At 68.8% G+C, this 17,686-nt stretch carries 14 protein-coding genes; 6 read left to right on the top strand and 8 right to left on the bottom strand.

Annotated elements, in window-relative coordinates:
• Window positions 1-260 precede the first annotated feature (260 nt).
• The 3 genes from AC1VNH_RS06280 to AC1VNH_RS06270 all read left to right on the top strand — a co-directional run bounded on the left by AC1VNH_RS06280 (window position 261) and on the right by AC1VNH_RS06270 (window position 2,878).
• Window positions 261-686, top strand: a complete 426-nt coding sequence (locus tag AC1VNH_RS06280) for a hypothetical protein (protein ID WP_483110378.1) — start codon at window positions 261-263, stop codon at window positions 684-686.
• Between the two features lie 954 nt (window positions 687-1,640).
• Entirely contained in the window at window positions 1,641-2,465 is an 825-nt protein-coding gene (locus tag AC1VNH_RS06275; RefSeq protein ID WP_483110377.1) for a hypothetical protein, read from the top strand.
• Window positions 2,462-2,878 (top strand): GntR family transcriptional regulator, encoded by a 417-nt coding sequence (locus AC1VNH_RS06270; RefSeq protein WP_483110375.1) that lies wholly within the window; start codon window positions 2,462-2,464, stop codon window positions 2,876-2,878. Before AC1VNH_RS06275 ends, AC1VNH_RS06270 begins: the two co-directional genes overlap by 4 nt.
• Before the next feature lie 72 nt (window positions 2,879-2,950).
• Here AC1VNH_RS06270 and AC1VNH_RS06265 read toward each other — a convergent pair whose 3' ends face one another.
• The gene (locus AC1VNH_RS06265; protein WP_483110374.1) at window positions 2,951-3,346 is read right to left on the bottom strand and encodes a hypothetical protein; all 396 of its coding nucleotides are present in this window, start codon (window positions 3,344-3,346) and stop codon (window positions 2,951-2,953) included.
• A 199-nt stretch (window positions 3,347-3,545) separates the two neighbouring features.
• Between AC1VNH_RS06265 and AC1VNH_RS06260 the strand changes: the two genes are divergently transcribed.
• Complete coding sequence (locus tag AC1VNH_RS06260; RefSeq protein ID WP_483110372.1) at window positions 3,546-4,430, top strand: aminodeoxychorismate lyase; 885 nt, start codon at window positions 3,546-3,548, stop codon at window positions 4,428-4,430.
• 247 nt (window positions 4,431-4,677) lie between these two features.
• Here AC1VNH_RS06260 and pstB read toward each other — a convergent pair whose 3' ends face one another.
• The 4 genes from pstB to pstS all read right to left on the bottom strand — a co-directional run bounded on the left by pstB (window position 4,678) and on the right by pstS (window position 8,713).
• Window positions 4,678-5,457, bottom strand: a complete 780-nt coding sequence (gene pstB, locus AC1VNH_RS06255; protein WP_137417695.1) for a phosphate ABC transporter ATP-binding protein PstB — start codon at window positions 5,455-5,457, stop codon at window positions 4,678-4,680.
• Between the two features lie 24 nt (window positions 5,458-5,481).
• Complete coding sequence (pstA, locus tag AC1VNH_RS06250) at window positions 5,482-6,573, bottom strand: phosphate ABC transporter permease PstA (RefSeq protein WP_483110371.1); 1,092 nt, start codon at window positions 6,571-6,573, stop codon at window positions 5,482-5,484.
• A gap of 1 nt (window position 6,574) precedes the next feature.
• Complete coding sequence (gene pstC, locus AC1VNH_RS06245) at window positions 6,575-7,522, bottom strand: phosphate ABC transporter permease subunit PstC (RefSeq protein ID WP_274285953.1); 948 nt, start codon at window positions 7,520-7,522, stop codon at window positions 6,575-6,577.
• A gap of 78 nt (window positions 7,523-7,600) precedes the next feature.
• Window positions 7,601-8,713, bottom strand: a complete 1,113-nt coding sequence (pstS, locus tag AC1VNH_RS06240; protein WP_483112700.1) for a phosphate ABC transporter substrate-binding protein PstS — start codon at window positions 8,711-8,713, stop codon at window positions 7,601-7,603.
• A 182-nt stretch (window positions 8,714-8,895) separates the two neighbouring features.
• On the opposite strand from pstS, the gene AC1VNH_RS06235 reads away from it, so the two are divergent.
• Window positions 8,896-12,828 carry a Pls/PosA family non-ribosomal peptide synthetase gene (locus AC1VNH_RS06235; protein WP_483110369.1) on the top strand — a complete coding sequence of 1,311 codons (3,933 nt, stop codon included), beginning with the start codon at window positions 8,896-8,898 and terminating at the stop codon, window positions 12,826-12,828.
• On the top strand, window positions 12,825-14,102 hold the full coding sequence (locus AC1VNH_RS06230; protein WP_483110367.1) for a M1 family metallopeptidase: 1,278 nt from the start codon (window positions 12,825-12,827) through the stop codon (window positions 14,100-14,102). The genes AC1VNH_RS06235 and AC1VNH_RS06230 overlap by 4 nt, the downstream gene beginning before the upstream one ends.
• Here AC1VNH_RS06230 and AC1VNH_RS06225 read toward each other — a convergent pair.
• From AC1VNH_RS06225 to AC1VNH_RS06215, 3 genes are all read right to left on the bottom strand, one after another.
• A complete protein-coding gene (locus AC1VNH_RS06225; RefSeq protein WP_483110366.1) occupies window positions 14,053-14,364 on the bottom strand; it encodes a hypothetical protein in 312 nt (103 codons plus the stop codon). The genes AC1VNH_RS06230 and AC1VNH_RS06225 overlap by 50 nt on opposite strands.
• Window positions 14,365-14,560: 196 nt before the next feature.
• Window positions 14,561-15,499: an NUDIX hydrolase gene (locus tag AC1VNH_RS06220; protein ID WP_483110365.1), complete on the bottom strand. Its 939-nt coding sequence runs from the start codon at window positions 15,497-15,499 to the stop codon at window positions 14,561-14,563.
• Window positions 15,496-17,661, bottom strand: a complete 2,166-nt coding sequence (locus tag AC1VNH_RS06215; protein WP_483110363.1) for an RNA degradosome polyphosphate kinase — start codon at window positions 17,659-17,661, stop codon at window positions 15,496-15,498. Before AC1VNH_RS06215 ends, AC1VNH_RS06220 begins: the two co-directional genes overlap by 4 nt.
• Between the last annotated feature and the right edge of the window lie 25 nt (window positions 17,662-17,686).

The following is a 17,686-nucleotide window of genomic DNA, read 5'->3' as shown; positions in this document are numbered from 1 at the left end:
AGCCGAGACCGCGCTTCGCGCTCTGCGGTCTGCTGGACGTCACTCGCGCGCTTGATCTGCTTCGACGAATCCGAGCGGTAACTGGCGCGCTTTGACGGCCCTCACGACTGCCTGCTCCACGTCCTGCAGGGCAGGTCGCAGACCGAGTGTTGACGCCCTCGGCAGAAGTAGTAAAAATCTGGACGCACATCCGCCTGCAGCGAGCCGTCGCCAGGCGTCTACCGCTGCCTCTTCCCCTGATACTGCAAGAGGAGGTCCGCATGAGCGACGACGAACTGGCGCGCATCAGATCAATGACTCAGGACGAGTTGTGGTCTGCCAGTGGCAGATCCGACCTGACCGTCGAGGCCTGTGAGGCGATCATAGAGGTGGGCAATGAAGACGTCCTCGCCGGCCTCGCTGGAAACTTCGACGCGCCCGAAGCAGCGCTCGGAATACTCGCTGAACGCGACGACCACGTGGGCGTCATCGCGAGAGAGAACCCCAACGCGCCCGCGGATGCGAAGGACCACGCTCCCATCGGTAACCTCGGAAACTCGGCCATTGTGCGCTACATCGAACAGCGTGCCGCGTCTCCGACGCAAGCCCAGGCGCTGGCAGACGCATATGAGCGCGCGCCCCACCCGGGCGGACCTGCCCTCGGAGACGTCTGGAAAGAGATTGTCAGTCACCACAGGCAGATCTGATGGACGGCTGCCCGAAAGCTGCGGAGAGTCGCCGCATGGATAGGTTCATGGGCGTCGACCCGGAAGGGCCCAGCGCAGTCGGCTTGCTGCGTCGTCGAGGGCGTCAACCATCCGCCTTCTCGAAGGGCAGGTTGCGATGTGGCCTTTACATCCTCGTCATGGGGAGCCGACATCCACGCTATGGGTTTTGAACAGCGACGGACCTGGGGGGGCGAGTTGCGCGAGAGGAGCTCGACTCCAGCTGTCTCGTCGACTCGAAGGAGCGGTGGTTGCATCGTCCTGGTGCGCGTTTCTTCTCACCTCGACTACTGGTTCCGGCGCGGATCGCGGATCCCCGGAGTGCAGTCAGGGGACGACGATCAACGGTTGCGGTATCTCCTTCGAGGTGCCCTCGTGGCGCCTGCTGAGGTGGGTGGCTCTTCGTGTCTGCGCTCGACTGAACGCAGCTTTCGGTAGTGGTGGCGCCGTTCAAAGATCGAACCAAGGCGGTGTCAGCACTCAACGCTGTCACGCACGGCTCGTAGTTCCACTTCGTACGGGAAGTCCGGCAGTGGTGTGGTCGAGTGGGCCAGGGCCGTCCCAATCATGTGCTGTTGCCGCTCCCGTCCGCCTCCGCGACGCGAGGACGACATCGGAGGGGTGTTGACCCGGGAGACGCCGGGTAACGCACACTTGTGCTCCTGCGACGACACAAGTTGTGATAGACAGGTGGCACAAGAGAGATTGGATGCGTGATGCCCCCGACCAGCGCGAACATGTTCGACCCGACTCAGCTGATCGGGGCCGCTCTCGCAACCCCCGGTCTCCTTCATCCTGGCGCTGGTGCTCGCGGGAGGCGTCGGCCTCTTCGCAGGGGGTCGTGTTCGTGGAGTGAGCCGGCAGCCGGCAGCCGAACCGCGATCGGTTCGGGCGAGGTATGTTTCCGAGCAACGTGCAGTCGGGGTCGTCGCGGTCATGATGATCGCGTTGTTCTTCGCTGACTACGTGCTCCGCGGCTACATCCTCACCGGTGCCGATCGGCTTCACTGGTGGCGGTTCGCCACCCCGATCGCATGCGCCGCCATCGGCATCGGCGTCGTCATTGCCCTCATCGTGATTCGGGGGACGACGCCGGCGGAGGCTGCCGTCGTCTCCGCTGAGCGCCGCAGTTGGGAGAGCTTCAGCTCGCGGTTCGCGCTCATCGGCCTGGGGTTCATCGGCCTCATCCTCACCGCGACGACCGTCTCGGCCGGTCTCGCTTCGTCGCCCGACGGGCGGGGACAGTACACCTGGCTGGTCATCCCGGTTCCCAATGAAGGCACGATCGACCCGATTCGTCTGCCGTTCTACGGGTGGACCTACGGAGTCCCGGTTCTCGTCAGCTTGGGCGTCCTCCTCGTCGTTGCCTGGATTGCGCTCGATCGCAACGCGGCTCGTCCTTATCTGCGTGCGGAAACCGTCGTCGCCGAACGGTCAGCACGCCGCGAGAGCGCGCGCAACGTCACGCGCGTCACCGCGGCGGCGATGCTCCTCACGCTCGCCGGAGCCTGGCGATTCATCGCGAGGGCAGGATCCGGGTCCCAGCTCACCGTCATGGGCCAGAACGACGACAACCCCTACGATGCCACCTGGCGATACGCCGAGTTCGCGGTCGCCGCGGGCTGGGGCGCCCCGCTCCTGGAGGTCGTGGGCTTCACGCTGCTGCTCCTGGTCGCAGGCGCTGGCCTGCGACGACGGCGGGTGACCCGCGACCTGCCTGAAGCCGCCGTACTCGCCACGACGGCGGAGACAACACGATGACTGCTCGCTCGGCAGTCACGGCGACGGACGAGAACAGCTCAGCGATCGAGATCTACCGGCAGCTTCGCGGGCTCATCGTCTCGGGCCAGTTGGGCGCGAATGAGCGGCTTCCCACCGTTCGTCAAACCGCTGCAGACCTCAAGGTCGCGCAAGGAACCGCGGCGAAGGCCTACAAGATGCTCGAGCAGGACGGGCTCGTCGTCAGCCGGACCGCGGCCGGGACCCGCGTGGCAGATTCTGCGGCGGTGCTGCCGCGATCGGTGATCAAGAAGCTCCGCGAGCTCGTCGAGGAAGCTGCCGCGACGAACACGGATCCCCACGACGTCATCGACGTACTCCGGGTGGTCTTGCAGACCCGTTCCGAGGTAGCAGAGCGCCAGGGTGAGCCCGTGAAGCTGGACCAGAACGCATGACCCGTCGCCAGCCCGGCATCAGTTCAGGTCCTGGCGCCTACCGCGTGAGGAACGCCGCATGTGACGGCAGAGCTAGCTGCGGTGCGGGACGACCCACGTACGGAACTCATCCCACGCGAGACTGCGACCACCGGAGTGGTAACGGAAGAAGAACGCGTACTCTCCGGCGTCGTCCGCTCTGCCGTCGTCGCTGATCTGCCGCGGTAGTCCGGCCCACCAGAGCGACTGCACGGTCGCTCGGGGCGGCCGCGACACCCCGTCGATCTCGATCACGGCGAACAGTCGCCCCGTACTGTCTTCCAGGGTCCAGGCGACGCGGCCCGCGACAGACGCGAGGTAGAACTCCTCGACAGCACGGACGATCACTTCGCCGAGCGTTGCGTCGTCCGGCATCTGCCAGGTCTCGGCGTGGCTCTGGACATCGTCTCCCATCGCGACGGAGTCGCGGTCGACCTTGATCGTCAGCACGGGACCAGGCTAGCGATCCCGTCGGCTCGCTGGGCTGGCAGGAGCGCACCCGGAAAAAGTAAGTGCCAGGCCGCAGAAACGCCTCTCGGCGCAAGGCCGCTCGCAGCGGCAGAAGTTGGAGCCCGGGGTTACTGCGGCCCGGCTGTTCCAGTGTAACGGAGCCTCGCCGTGCAGTATTCCGCCCGCGTAGGCTCGGGGAATGGCCTGGCGATACGCACTCCTGCTCGCACCCGCCGCATCCGAGGACGCGCGCACCGACTTCTCCGGCACCTTCACGCCGATCGATCCGTCGGCACCGGCGCTGAGTGTGGGCGAGCTCAGCACGCAGCGCGGTGACGGCATCTTCGAGTCGATCGGGGTCGTGGACGGCCACGCTCAGGAGGTATCCGCGCACCTCGAGCGACTCGCGCACTCGGCGCGGCTGTGCGATCTTCCCGTGCCGAACCTCGTGCAGTGGGAGCAGGCCGTGGCGGCGGCCGCAGCCGAGTGCCCGGCGGGGGAGTGCGTCATCAAGCTCATCCTGAGCCGCGGGGTCGAGCACGGCCCGACGCCGACCGCGTGGGTCACGGTCGCCGAGGCGCCGGACAACACCCGTGCGCGCCGTGACGGCATCCGGGTCGTCCTGCTCGACCGCGGCTACGACAGCGGCGCTCCTGAGCGAGCGCCGTGGCTCCTGCTCGGCGCGAAGACCCTGTCGTACGCGACCAACATGGCGGCGATCCGCGAGGCCCACCGGCGCGACGCGGACGACGCGGTCTTCGTCACGAGCGACGGCGTGCTGCTCGAGGGCCCCACGTCCTCGCTCGTGCTGCGCCAGGGCGATCGCTTCGTGACCCCCGCGCCGGGCGCCGGCATCCTGCACGGCACGACGCAGCTCAGCCTCTTCGCACACCTCGCCGAGCGAGGTTTCGAGACCGACTACGCCACCCTCGGCGTCGATGCGCTGCGCGAAGCGGATGCGGCCTGGCTCGTCTCCAGCGTGCGTCTCGCCGCCGGCATCACCTCGGTCGACGCGGCGCCGCTGGCGTACGACGCGAGCTTCACCGCGGAGCTCAACGCTTACCTGCTCTCGCCGCGCGACTGACCCGCATCCGGAGCCCGGCGCTCGGTCCTGCCGGCGCGGGGGCCACACTTTTCCGCACCCGCGACAGTGATCAACTGTGGCGGATGCGGAGAAGTGGCGCATCTGCGCACATGCGACGCAACTCGGGCAGGCGGCGACGCAACTCGGGCAGGCGGCGGGGCACAGGCTCGGGCAGAGAAGGCGGGACTACACGCGGAAGGGGCGGTCACGCTGTAGCGCGACCGCCCCTCTCACGGGTGCCGTCGGATCAACCGAAGCGGCCGGAGACGTAGTCCTCCGTGGCCTGAACGCTCGGCGTCGTGAAGATCGTGGAGGTGTCGTCGTACTCGATGAGCTTTCCGGGCTTGCCGGTGCCGGCGATGTTGAAGAACGCGGTCTTGTCGCTCACGCGCGACGCCTGCTGCATGTTGTGCGTCACGATCACGATCGTGTACTCGCTCTTGAGCTCGTCGATCAGCTCCTCGATCGCGTACGTCGAGATGGGGTCGAGGGCCGAGCACGGCTCGTCCATCAGCAGCACGTCGGGGGATACCGCGATCGCCCGAGCGATGCACAGACGCTGCTGCTGACCACCGGAGAGGCCGGATCCCGGCTTGTCGAGGCGGTCCTTGACCTCATTCCAGAGGTTGGCGCCCTGCAGCGACTTCTCGACGAGCGCATCCGCGTCCGACTTCGAAATCCGCTTGTTGTTCAGCTTCACGCCGGCCAGCACGTTCTCGCGGATCGACATCGTCGGGAACGGATTGGGACGCTGGAAGACCATGCCGATCTGGCGACGCACCAGCACGGGGTCGACGCCCTGGCCGTAGAGGTTCTCGCCGTCCAGCAGCACCTCGCCCTCGACGCGCGCGCCGGGGATGACCTCGTGCATGCGGTTGAGGGTGCGAAGGAACGTGGACTTGCCGCATCCGGACGGACCGATGAAGGCCGTGACGCTGCGCGGCTGGATGTGCAGGCCGACGCCCTCGACGGCGAGGAAGTCGCCGTAGTAGACGTTGAGGTCGTTGACTTCGATGCTCTTTGACACGAAGGGGTTCTTTCTCTCGGGAGATCAGCGGCCGGTCTTCGGCGCGAAGACCTTCGCGACGATCCGGGCGACGAGGTTGAGGAGCATGACGATGAGGATCAGCGTGAGCGCCGCGGCCCAGGCACGATCCCAGTACGCCTCGGGCGGGATGCCCTGGTTCGCGTACTGCGTGTAGACGAAGACCGGCAGCGTCTGCATGCGGCCGTCGAAGAGGTTGTAGTTGAGCGAATCGGTGAAGCCGGCCGTGATCAGCAGCGGCGCGGTCTCGCCGATGACGCGGGAGATCGAGAGCATGACACCCGTCGTGATGCCCGCGATCGCGGTCGGCAGCACGACCTTCACGATGGTCAGCCACTTCGGCACTCCGAGGGCGTACGACGCCTCGCGCAGCTCGTTCGGCACGAGCCGCAGCATCTCCTCGCTCGAGCGCACGACGACCGGGATCATCAGCACGGCGAGCGCCACGGCGCCCATGATGCCCATACGGATGCCGGGCCCGAAGAACAGTGCGAACAGCGCATAGGCGAACAGGCCCGCGACGATCGAGGGGATACCGGTCATCACGTCGACGAGGAACGTGATCGCCTGGGCGAGTCGGCCGCGACCGTACTCGACGAGGTAGACCGAGGTGAGGAGCCCGATCGGGATCGAGATGATCGCCGCCGCGAGCGTGATCAGCACCGTTCCCCAGACGGCGTGGACGACACCGCCGCCCTCGCCGACGACGTTGCGCATCGAGGAGGAGAAGAACGTCGCATCGAAGCGGGCCACACCGTTGGCGATGACGGTGAACGCGACCGAGACGAGCGGCACCATCGCGATGAGGAAGGCGCTCGTGACGACGCCGGTGACGAGGCGGTCGACGGCCTTGCGGCTGCCTTCGACGATCGTGGAGATGACCGTGATGAGGGCGAGGTAGATCAGCGCCGCCGAGACGAGCCAGCCGGCGACGTTGATGCCGTCGCCCGTCGCGGTGCCGAGGATCGCGAAGACGGCGAACATCGCGGCGAGCGATGCGCCCAGCAGTACCCAGGGGAACCAACCGGCCAGGCGTCCGGCGCGCAGCTGTGCGCCGGAGGCCATGCGCGCGGGTGCAGCGGATTCGGTGATCGTCATGTCAGTTCGCCCCCGAGAATTCCTTGCGGCGGCTGACGATCCAGCGCGCGATGGCGTTGACCACGAAGGTCACGATGAAGAGGATGAGGCCGGTTGCGATCAGCACGTTGATGTTCGTGCCGTAGGCCTCGGGGAAGGTCAGCGCGATGTTCGCGGCGATCGTCGAGGGGTTCTGCGAGGTGAAGAGCTGCCAGGTGACCGCTCCCGTGGTCGAGAGCACCATGGCGACGGCCATGGTCTCGCCGAGGGCTCGGCCGAGACCCAGCATGGCGCCCGAGACGATGCCGGAGCGGCCGAAGGGCAGCACGGCCATCCGGATCATCTCCCAACGGGTCGCGCCGAGGGCGAGTGCGGCTTCTTCGTGCAGCTTCGGCGTCTGCAGGAACACCTCGCGGCAGATGGCGGTGATGATCGGCACCACCATGACGGCGAGCACGATGCCCGCGGTGAAGATCGTGCGGCCCGTGGCCGAGACATCGCCGGAGAAGAGCGGGAACCACCCGGCGTTGTCGCTCAGCCAGGAGTACACCGGCTGCACGGCGGGCGCGAGCACGAGGATGCCCCAGAGTCCGAACACGACGGAGGGCACCGCGGCCAGCAGATCGACGATGTAGCCGAGACCCTGCGCGAGTCGGCGCGGCGCGTAGTGGGTGATGAAAAGGGCGACGCCCAGCGACAGCGGAACGGCCATCAGCAGGGCGAGGAAGGCGGCCCAGACCGTGCCGAACAGCAGCGGCGCGACGTAGGCCCAGAAGTTGGAGGAGAGCAGCGATGCCTGGGAGGCGTCTGCTCCGAGAGCGGGGATCGACTGGATGATGAGGAAGATCGCCACGGCGGCGAGCGTCACCAGGATCATGCTGCCGGCGGCCAGAGCGGAGCCGGAGAACCAGATGTCTCCGGGGCGCCGCTTGGCAGCGGGGCGGGTGGGTCCCGCGGCGGTGGCTGTCATCTATCGCTTTCTCGTCGTGTTCGGGTCAGGACGGGCCAGAGCGGCCCCGGGGATGAACCCGGGGCCGCTCTGTGCGTGTCAGGAGATGGCGTCGATGGCCTTCTGAGCGCGCTCGCGCAGCGTGTCGGAGATGGGGGCGCTGCCGGCGTTCTTGGCGGCGGCCTCCTGGCCCTCCTCGCTGATCGCCGTCGTGAAGAAGCCCTGGACGAGCTTCGCCGCAGCGGCGTCGGTGTACTTCTCGCAACCGATCAGGTAGCTGATGAGAACGACGGGGTAGGCGCCGGCCTCGGTCGTGGTGCGGTCGATCGTGATGGCGAGGTCGTTGTCGCCGCGGCCGTCCTCGAACGGCGACGCGTCGACGGCCGTGGCCGCACCCTCGGCGGAGTGTGCGACGAAGTCATCGCCCACCTTGACGGCGACCGACGAGATGCCGGCGGCCTGCGACGAGTCGGCGTAACCGATCGTGCCGTTGCCGCCCTTGACGGCGTTGACGACACCCGAGGTGCCCTGGGCAGCCTCGCCGCCCGAGATCGGCCACTCCTCGACGGAGCCGTAGGTCCAGCCCGCGGCGTCGGTCTTGGAGAGGTAGTCGGTGAAGTTGCCCGTGGTGCCGGACTTGTCCGAGCGGTGGACGGGCGTGATCGCCAGGTCGGGCAGCTTCGCGTCCTTGTTGGTCGCGGCGATGGCCGGGTCGTTCCAGTTGGTGATCGTGCCGGCGAAGATGCCCGCGATCGTGGCGGGGTCGAGGTTGAGCTCCTTGACGCCCTCGACGTTGAAGATGATCGCGATCGGCGACACGTAGGCCGGGATCTCGACGAGGCCGGAGTCGGGCGCGCAGGCGCTGAACGGACCGGCGGTGATCTCGTCCTTCTTGAACGCGCGGTCGGAGCCGGCGAACTGCACGGCGCCCGACTGGAACGACTCGCGGCCGGTGCCCGAACCCTGCGGGTCGTAGTTGACGGTGAGGTCGGCGTTGGCCGTCTGCAGCAGCTGCGTCCAGGACTGGATGGCGACCTGCTGCGACGTGGCGCCGGAGCCGTTCAGGGTGCCGGAGAGACCGGTGGGCAGCGACGACTCGGAGCCGGCGGAGCTCTCGGTGCCGGCGGGTGCTTCGTTCGCGGCGCAGCCGGCGAGCGCGAGTGCCGCGATGGCGGCGATGGCGCCCACCTGGGCGATGCGGGTGATCTTCACTGTGAAATCCTTCACGTGTCAGGGTTAACGGGCCCGGTGCAGGGCTCGCCGAAGACGCTAAGCAGGTGCGTTTACCAGCGTCCGCTGTGCGGGTGAACGGAAGGTGAACGAAGCGAGGCGGATGCGGTCGCGCGAGCGCGTGGCGACACCATCCGTTCACCCGCCCTCCCTACTTTCGGCGCATGCCCTCCGATTCACAGGCCGTTCTGGACCGATCCGCCCAGGCGCCGGCGCCTCGCACCCTGGTGGACATCCTGCGCGCGAGCGCCAGACGTCATCCGGAGGCGTCGGCGATCGACGACGGTTCGGGAGCCTTGAGTTATGCCGAGCTTTTGGCGCACGTCAGTCGTACGGCAGCCCGCCTGATCGCCGCGGGCGTGCGCCGGGGCGACCGGGTGGGTGTGCGCATGCCGTCGGGGTCGAAGGATCTGTACATCGCGATCCTCGGTGTGCTCGTCGCCGGAGCTGCATACGTGCCCGTGGATGCGGACGACCCCGACGAGCGTGCGCGTCTCGTGTTCGGTGAGGCGCGTGTCGTCGGTGTGATCGGCGCCGGTGGTGTGTACGTGTCTTCGGAGGGCTCGACACCCGCGGCCGAGCTCTACGACGGGGACGCACCGCATCCGTCGACGCGTGCTTTCGACGCGGTTCCTGACGTGACGGTCGACGACGATGCGTGGATCATCTTCACCTCCGGCTCGACGGGAGTGCCGAAGGGAGTGGCGGTGAGCCACCGGTCCGCTGCGGCGTTCGTGGATGCTGAGGCGCGCATGTTCCTCCAGGACGCGCCCCTCGGGCCGGGCGATCGGGTGCTGGCGGGTCTCTCGGTTGCCTTCGACGCGTCCTGTGAGGAGATGTGGCTGGCCTGGCGACACGGTGCCTGCCTCGTGCCCGCTCCTCGTTCGCTCGTGCGTTCGGGGGAGGACCTCGCGCCGTGGCTGATACGTCAGGGGATCACCGTCGTCTCGACGGTGCCGACGCTCGCGGCGATGTGGCCGGTGGAGGCCATCGAGAATGTGCGGCTGCTCATCTTCGGCGGGGAGGCCTGCCCTCCCGAACTCGCCGCACGCCTTCAGTCCGAGGGTCGTGAAGTGTGGAACACGTATGGCCCGACCGAGGCGACGGTGGTCGCCTGCGGTTCACTCATGGACGGCACGACCCCGGTTCGGATCGGCCTGCCGCTGGACGGGTGGACGCTCGCCGTGATCGACGCCGATGGCGCCCGCGTGGCCGATGGCGAGGTCGGTGAGCTGATCATCGGCGGCGTCGGTTTGGCGCGCTATCTCGATCCGCTCAAGGACGCGGAGAAGTACGCGCCCATGCCGTCCCTGGGGTGGGAGCGCGCGTACCGCTCGGGTGACCTCGTCCGCTTCGAGCGCGCGGGCCTCGTGTTCCAAGGGCGCGCCGACGATCAGGTGAAGGTCGGCGGGCGGCGGATCGAACTGGGCGAGGTCGAGTCCGCGCTGCAGGAGCTCCCGGGCGTGCACGCGGCGGCTGCGGCGGTGCGGCAGAGTGAGGCGGCTGTCTCGGTCCTGGTGGGCTACCTCGTTCTGGAGCCGGGCGTCGAGCTCGACCGCGCGGAAGCGAGGGCGCGTCTGGCGGAGAGCCTCCCGGCGGCGATCGTGCCGCTTCTCGCCGTCGTCGACGAGCTGCCCGTGCGCACGTCGGGGAAGGTCGACCGGGCCGGGTTGCCGTGGCCCCTGCCGGGCGTCGAGACACCGCCGTCGGGACTCGATCCCGCCGAGGCGTGGCTGGCCGAGCAATGGCAGGCGGTGCTGGGGGTTCCGGTGCCGGGCCCGAAGGCGGACTTCTTCGACCTCGGTGGCGGTTCGCTGGCAGCTGCGCAGCTCGTCTCCCGCATCCGTGCGCGCGTGCCGGAGTTCGCGGTCGCCGACATCTACGACATGCCGCGCCTGTCGGCGATGGCCAAGGCGCTCGGACCGTTCCTCCCGGATGCGAAGCTCGGGGAGTACCGACGCCCCGAGCCGACGCCGCGCGCGACACAGTGGTTGCAGACGCTGGCGGGAGCGCCCTTGTTCATCCTGTCCGGCGTGCGATGGCTGCTCTACATCGTCACCGCGGGCACGGTCCTCAACCTCCTCCCGGGCTTCGATGCCCTCCCGACGGCGCCGGTCTGGCTGCTCGTGGTCGGGTGGCTCCTGTTCGCGACACCGTTCGGTCGGATGGCGCTCGCTGCCGCATCCGCCCGCGTCCTGCTCGCGGGACTGCGCCCGGGCGATTACCCGCGCGGGGGAGCGGTGCATCTGCGCGTGTGGCTGGCAGAGCAGATCGCCGACCAGGTGGGTGCGGTGGGCCTCGCCGGTGCGCCCTGGATCACCTACTACGCCCGTGCGCTGGGGGCGCGGATCGGTCGTGACGTCGATCTGCACACGCTGCCTCCTGTCACCGGGATGCTCGAGGTGGGCGACGGCGCCTCGATCGAGCCCGAGGTGGATCTGCGCGGCTACTGGATCGACGGCGACCTGTTGCGCGTGGGCGCGATCCGCATCGGCGCCGCGGCGACCGTCGGCGCACGCAGCACTCTCGCTCCGGGCACCCGCATCGGCCAGCGCGCGGAGATCGCGCCCGGATCGGCCGTGTTCGGGCGGGTGCGTGCGGCGCAGACCTGGGCGGGCTCTCCCGCGGTCCGTGTGGGTGCGGTCGCGGAGGACTGGCCCGCAGAGCGGCCGCCGACTCCGCACCGATGGATGTGGGCCTACGGCGCGTCGGCGTTGGCGTTGGCCGTGCTCCCCGTGTTCGCCATCCTCTGCGGCGCGGTCGTTCTGGCGGCAGGGATGCATGGTGCCCCGTCGTTGTCGGCCGCCTTCGGTGCGGCGATGGTGTGGCTGGTGCCCGCCGTGCTCGCATGCGGCCTCGTGCTCGCCGGCGTCGTCGTGGCCGCGGTGCGTCTGCTCTCGATCGGACTCGTGGCGGGCACGTACCCTGTCCGCAGCCGGGTGGCCTGGCAGGCGTGGACGATCGAGCGCCTCCTGGATGCGTCCCGCACCATCCTCTTCCCGCTCTACTCGAGCCTGTTCACACCCGTCTGGCTCCGGATGCTGGGTGCCCGCGTCGGGCGCGACGTCGAGGCGTCGACGGTGCTCCTGCTGCCGTCGCTCACCCGGATCGAGGACGGCGCGTTCCTGGCCGACGACACGATGGTGGCCTCCTACGAACTGCACGCCGGGTGGATGCGGTTGGGCGCCGTGCGCATCGGGAAGCGCGCCTTCCTGGGCAACTCCGGGATGGCGGCGCCGGGCCACCGCGTGCCGCGGGACGGGCTGGTGGCGGTGCTGTCATCGGCTCCACGCAAGGCGAAGCCGGGATCGTCGTGGCTGGGCTCGCCTGCGGTGCGCCTTCGCCGTGCCGTCACTGAAGCGGACGAGTCGCGCACGTACCGCCCGACGCCCGGTCTGCGCCTCGCGCGGGCGCTGTGGGAGCTGTGCCGGTTCGTCCCCGTGGTCGTGACCTGCGCGATCGGGCTGTCGGTGCTCTTCGCGCTCGCCGCACTCACGAGCTGGCTCGGCTGGCTGTGGGCACTGCTGCTGTCGGGGATCGTGCTGCTGGTTGCAGGCGCCGTGGCGGCTGCGGTCACCGTCGTTGCCAAGTGGACGATCGTCGGTCCCATCCGCGCCGGCGAGCAGCCGCTGTGGTCGAGCTTCGTGTGGCGCACGGAGGTCGTCGACACGTTCACCGAGATGGTGGCGGCGATGTGGTTCGCACGCGGGGCCGTCGGCACGCCCGCCCTGGCGGTGTGGCTGCGGGCGATGGGGGCGCGCATCGGCACCGGGGTCTGGTGCGATTCGTACTGGCTCCCGGAACCCGATCTGGTCACCCTCGGCGACGGGGCGACGGTCAACCGGGGATGCGTCGTGCAGACCCACCTGTTCCATGATCGAATCATGAGCATGGACACCGTAGAGCTCGAACCCGGCGCGACGCTGGGTCCGCACAGCGTGATCCTGCCTGCCGCCGTCATCGGTGCCGACGCGACGGTCGGCCCCGCATCCCTGGTGATGCGTGGCGAGACAGTGCCCGTCGGCACCCGCTGGAGCGGCAACCCCATCGGCCCGTGGCGCGCGGTCAAGGTGCGTGCATACCAGTCCACCTCGTGACCGGCGACGCCTACGCTCCGCGCAGCGGCGACGTCACGTACGACGTCGTCTCCTACGATCTCGACCTCGACTACCGCGTGCGCACGAACCGCCTGAGCGGCACCGCGACGATCGAGGCGACCGCGTCGATCGACCTGCGCGGCGTGAGCCTGGACCTCATCGGGATGCGTGCCACGAGGGTCCGCGTCGACGGCGCGACCCCGGCCGTACAGCGTCAGAGCGCGCAGCACCTGCAGATCGGGTTCGGTCGCGACGTCGCCACGGGGGAGACGTTCACCGTCGAGGTGCGCTACGAGGGATCACCCGCGCCGAGACGTTCGACGTGGGGCACCATCGGCTGGGAGGAACTGACCGACGGAGCGCTCGTCGCGAACCAGCCGACCGGGGCGGCGACGTGGTTCCCCTGCAACGACCGCCCCGACAATCGCGCCCGGATGCGGATGCGGATCGCCACCGACCGGGAGTACACGGCCGTCGCAGTGGGCACGCGCATCCTGGATCAGGTCCAGGGGCGGCGTCGGGTGGTGGAGTACGTCTGTGACGTTCCCACGGCCACGTACCTGGCGGCGGTGCAGATCGGTCGATACGCGCGCACCGAGATCCCCGCGTCCGTTCCCGTGGAGCTGTGGGCTCCCGTGGCGCTGCGGGCGTCCGCCGGTGAGGCCTTCTCCGATCTGCCGCGGATGATCGCGGCGTTCACCGAGCGGTTCGGGCCGTACCCGCAGAGCCAGTACCGCGTCGTGGTGACCGCCGACGATCTCGAGATCCCGCTCGAATCGCAGGGGATGGCGGTGTTCGGCGCGAATCATCTGGATGCGGCGAGCGAGCGACTCGTGGCGCACGAACTCGCCCACCAGTGGTTCGGAAACAGCGTCGGCATCGCACGCTGGCAGGACATCTGGCTCAACGAGGGCTTCGCGTGCTACGCCGAGTGGCTGTGGTCGGAGGCATCGGGCGGACCGGATGCCGATGCCTGCGCGCGCGCCCATCTGCGACAGCTGGCCGGCGAGCCGCAGGACCTCGTGATCGCCGATCCCGGCGCGGTTCGACTGTTCGATGATCGGGTGTACAAGCGCGGCGCCCTCGCCCTGCATGCCCTCCGGCTGCACCTGGACGACGCGGCGTTCTTCGAGCTGTTGCGCGCCTGGACCGCCGCCCATCGGCACGGTCTGGTCGTCACCGACGACTTCCGCGGCTTGTTGGACGACCGCTCGGCGGCAGTGCTCAGCTCCTGGATCGATCAGGCTCCGCTGCCCCGGCTCGCGCGACGCTGATCACGAATCCGGCGGGGGCGTCGGCCTCCCAGCCGTGCACCGCGCGATCGGCGACGACCGTCCGCCAGCCGTCTCCCTCGGCGACGGCCGGCAGCTGTACTCCGCCACGCAGATCCGCCCCCACCGCCTTGGCCGCCGCCTCGAACCTGGTCCAGTCGCGCAGCGTGGAGCCCGGAGCGAGCCGCTCGAGTCGCGTCGGTGCGGCCGCGGACCCTTCCTCGACGTCGACACCGATGTCGCCATCATCGGCCAGCGCCGCCACCACGAGATCGCCGGAATAGGCGAGAGACCGACCCGCCTCCCTCGAGGCCGGGTCGTCCGTGGTTCCCGCCGCACCTGCTGCACGGGCCGTGCCGGAGGGTGCGCCCGGTGGCTTCGAAGACGAGGCGGGCGGCCACCGCGCGACGGTCAGCGCCCTCTCGTGTCGTCCACACCACGCGGATCGCGTGCGACACGTGTCAGACCTTCGGCAGGTGCGTCTCGATCGCGGCGATGCCTGAACCGGGGTTCGTGCGCGACAGGTGCACCACGGAGAAGCCGCCGACCTCCAGCGCGGAGGCGCTGCCGAGATACGAGCCGCGCAGCGTGCCGGTCGCGAGGGCCAGCTCGTGCAGGATGTCGGGCAGCACGGGCCCGTGGCTGCACACCACGGCGGGCTTGCGCGAGCGCACCCGCTTGCCGACGACCGTGCGGGCGTCAGCGCGGCCCTCTTCCCACGCATCCTGGCTGATGAGCTCGCTCGTCTTGATCGAGCGTCCGAGGGCGGCAGCCAGGGGAGCGACGGTCTCGGTGCAGCGGACCGCATCCGACGACACGATCCGACGGATGCCGAACGAGGCCAGCGGTGCGACGATCGCCTCCGCCTGCTTGCGTCCGCGCGCGGTGAGGGGACGGGACGCATCGGATTTCGACCACTCGTCGCGCGGGGTGGCCTTCGCGTGGCGCAGCACGACGATCGGGAACGTCTCCAGCACGCCGTCGTCGACGAAGCGGAGGAAGTTCTCCACGATCTCCACGTCGACGGGGTAGCTCAGGTAGCTGAGCGCCTTCTTCGGGCTCACCCACTCGATGGCCGCGATCTCCTTGTTGGGCACGAACGCGGACGCGCGGATGGCGCTGTCGGTGGCCTCCGCCGACCAGTAGTGCACGACCTTCTCGCGCCGGCTGGGCAGCGTGTAGCGGGAGACGCCGACCGGGAGTCCGAGTGAGACGGCGATGCCGGTCTCCTCGAAGATCTCGCGCACGGCCGTCTCCACCAGCGCCTCGCCGGGGTCGACCTTTCCCTTCGGAAGGGTGACGTCGCGGTACCGGGTGCGATGGATGAGGAGGATCTTCAGCTTGTCCTCGACCCGGCGCCAGACGATTCCGCCCGCGGCATAGACGGCGGTGTGCGTCATCGCACCGCCCTCGAGCGCCGACGACGCTGCACCTGGAACATCGTCTTGTCTTGCAGGTCGACGAGCGCCTTGCCCTCGGCGTCTGTGGAATGCCGCGTCCAGGTGCCGTCGCCGGCGAGCCACCAGGAACTCGTGTTCTCGCTCATGGCGAGCGAGAACAGCTCGCTCAGCTCGGCGATCTGCGCGGGCGCCGTGATGCGCACGAGCGCTTCGACGCGACGGTCGAGGTTGCGGTGCATCATGTCGGCCGAGCCGATGTAGGTCTCGGGGTCGCCGTCGTTGTCGAACGCGAAGATCCGGGAGTGCTCGAGGTAGCGGCCGAGGATCGAGCGCACCGTGATGTTCTCGCTCAGTCCCTCGACGCCGGGACGGATGCTGCAGATGCCGCGCACCCAGATCTCGACCGGAACACCGGCGCGACTGGCTCGATAGAGCGCGTCGATGATCTGTTCGTCGACCATCGAGTTGACCTTGATGCGGATGCCGGAGCTCTTGCCGTCGAGCGCGTGCTTGCGCTCGCGCTCGATGAGACGGACGAGCCCCTTGCGCAGGTGCAACGGGGCGACGAGCAGCCGCTTGAACTTCTTCTCGATCGCGTATCCGCTCAGCTCGTTGAACAGGCGGGTGAGGTCGCGGCCGACCTCGTCGCTCGCGGTGAACAGGCCGAAGTCCTCGTAGATGCGGCTGGTCTTCGGGTTGTAGTTGCCGGTGCCGACGTGGCAGTAGCTGCGCAGCACGCCGTTCTCCTCGCGGATGACGAGGGCGAGCTTGCAGTGCGTCTTCAGCCCGACGAGGCCGTAGACCACGTGCACGCCGGCCTTCTCGAGCTTGCGAGCCCAGACGATGTTGTTCGCCTCGTCGAAGCGCGCCTTGACCTCGACGAGGGCCAGCACCTGTTTGCCGGCCTCGGCGGCGTCGATCAGCGCCTGCACGATCGGGCTGTCGCCCGAGGTGCGATACAGCGTCTGCTTGATCGCGAGCACGTGCGGGTCCTTCGCCGCCTGCTCGAGGAACGCCTGCACGCTGGTGGCGAAGGACTCGTACGGGTGGTGCACGAGCACGTCGCCCTTGCGGATCGCGGCGAAGATGTCGGCGCGCTCGTTGTTGTCGCCGGGCTGGAACGCCACCGCGGTCGTGGGAACGTGCGGCGGGTAGTGCAGGTCGGGACGGTCGATGCGCGACAGGTCGAACAGGCCCCGCAGATCCAGCGGGCCGGGGAGGCGATAGACCTCCTGCTCCGTGATGTCGAGCTCTTTGATCAGCAGATCGAGGGTGAGCTCGTCCATGTCGTCGGTGATCTCGAGGCGGATCGGCGGCCCGAAACGCCGACGCATGAGCTCGGCCTCGAGCGCCTGGATGAGGTTCTCGGTCTCGTCCTCTTCGATCACCATGTCTTCGTTGCGCGTGAGCCGGAACGCGTGGTGGTCGAGGATCTCCATGCCCGGGAAGAGGTCGGAGAGGTGGTTGGCGATCAGATCCTCGAGCGCGAGGTAGCGCACGCGCTCGCCGACGCGCGAGACCTCGACGAACCGCGGCAGCATGGGCGGCACTTTCAAGCGCGCGAACTCCTGGCGGCCCGTCTTCGCGTTGCGGATGCGGATCGCCAGGTTCAGCGAGAGACCCGAGATGTAGGGGAAGGGGTGTGCCGGATCCACCGCGAGCGGCATGAGCACCGGAAACACCTGCGACTGGAAGTAGTCGGACAGGCGCAGACGGTCGTCTTCGTCGAGATCGCCCCACCCGATCACCTCGATGCCGGAATCCGCCAGTGCGGGTCGCACGAGGCGCTGCCAGGCCTCGGCGTGACGCAGCTGGAGCGCGTGGGCCTCCCGGGAGATGTCGGCGAGGACGTCCTGGGCTGCGCGGCCGATGTTCGTCGGCACGGCGAGGCCCGTGATGATGCGGCGCTTGAGTCCCGCGACACGCACCATGAAGAACTCGTCGAGGTTGCTGCCGAAGATGGCGAGGAAGTTCGCGCGCTCGAGCGTCGGCACGGCCGGGTCCTCCGCGAGCTCCAGCACGCGCTGGTTGAACGCCAGCCAGCTCAGCTCACGATCCAGATACCGCGCCTCGGGCAGCTCGGTGTCACCGCCGTCGGTGACGTCGAAGTCGTCGTCGTCGGCATCGCCCAGGCCCGCATCGAGCATCACGTCGGAGATCATTCCCACATCCTTGCAGCCAGAGGTG

Source organism: Microbacterium sp. KU4F (assembly GCF_056868075.1).
Note: the sequence above shows the minus strand (reverse complement) of the source record. Positions and strands in the feature narration are given on the sequence as shown.

What these genes read in the sequence shown, in the direction of transcription:
- AC1VNH_RS06220 (WP_483110365.1), bottom strand. Translation starts at nt 15,499, where the DNA reads ATGACGCACACCGCCGTCTATGCCGCGGGCGGAATCGTCTGGCGCCGG.
- AC1VNH_RS06260 (WP_483110372.1), top strand. Translation starts at nt 3,546, where the DNA reads ATGGCCTGGCGATACGCACTCCTGCTCGCACCCGCCGCATCCGAGGAC.
- AC1VNH_RS06275 (WP_483110377.1), top strand. Translation starts at nt 1,641, where the DNA reads ATGATGATCGCGTTGTTCTTCGCTGACTACGTGCTCCGCGGCTACATC.
- AC1VNH_RS06270 (WP_483110375.1), top strand. Translation starts at nt 2,462, where the DNA reads ATGACTGCTCGCTCGGCAGTCACGGCGACGGACGAGAACAGCTCAGCG.
- pstA (WP_483110371.1), bottom strand. Translation starts at nt 6,573, where the DNA reads ATGACGATCACCGAATCCGCTGCACCCGCGCGCATGGCCTCCGGCGCA.
- AC1VNH_RS06280 (WP_483110378.1), top strand. Translation starts at nt 261, where the DNA reads ATGAGCGACGACGAACTGGCGCGCATCAGATCAATGACTCAGGACGAG.
- AC1VNH_RS06235 (WP_483110369.1), top strand. Translation starts at nt 8,896, where the DNA reads ATGCCCTCCGATTCACAGGCCGTTCTGGACCGATCCGCCCAGGCGCCG.
- AC1VNH_RS06215 (WP_483110363.1), bottom strand. Translation starts at nt 17,661, where the DNA reads ATGATCTCCGACGTGATGCTCGATGCGGGCCTGGGCGATGCCGACGAC.
- pstC (WP_274285953.1), bottom strand. Translation starts at nt 7,522, where the DNA reads ATGACAGCCACCGCCGCGGGACCCACCCGCCCCGCTGCCAAGCGGCGC.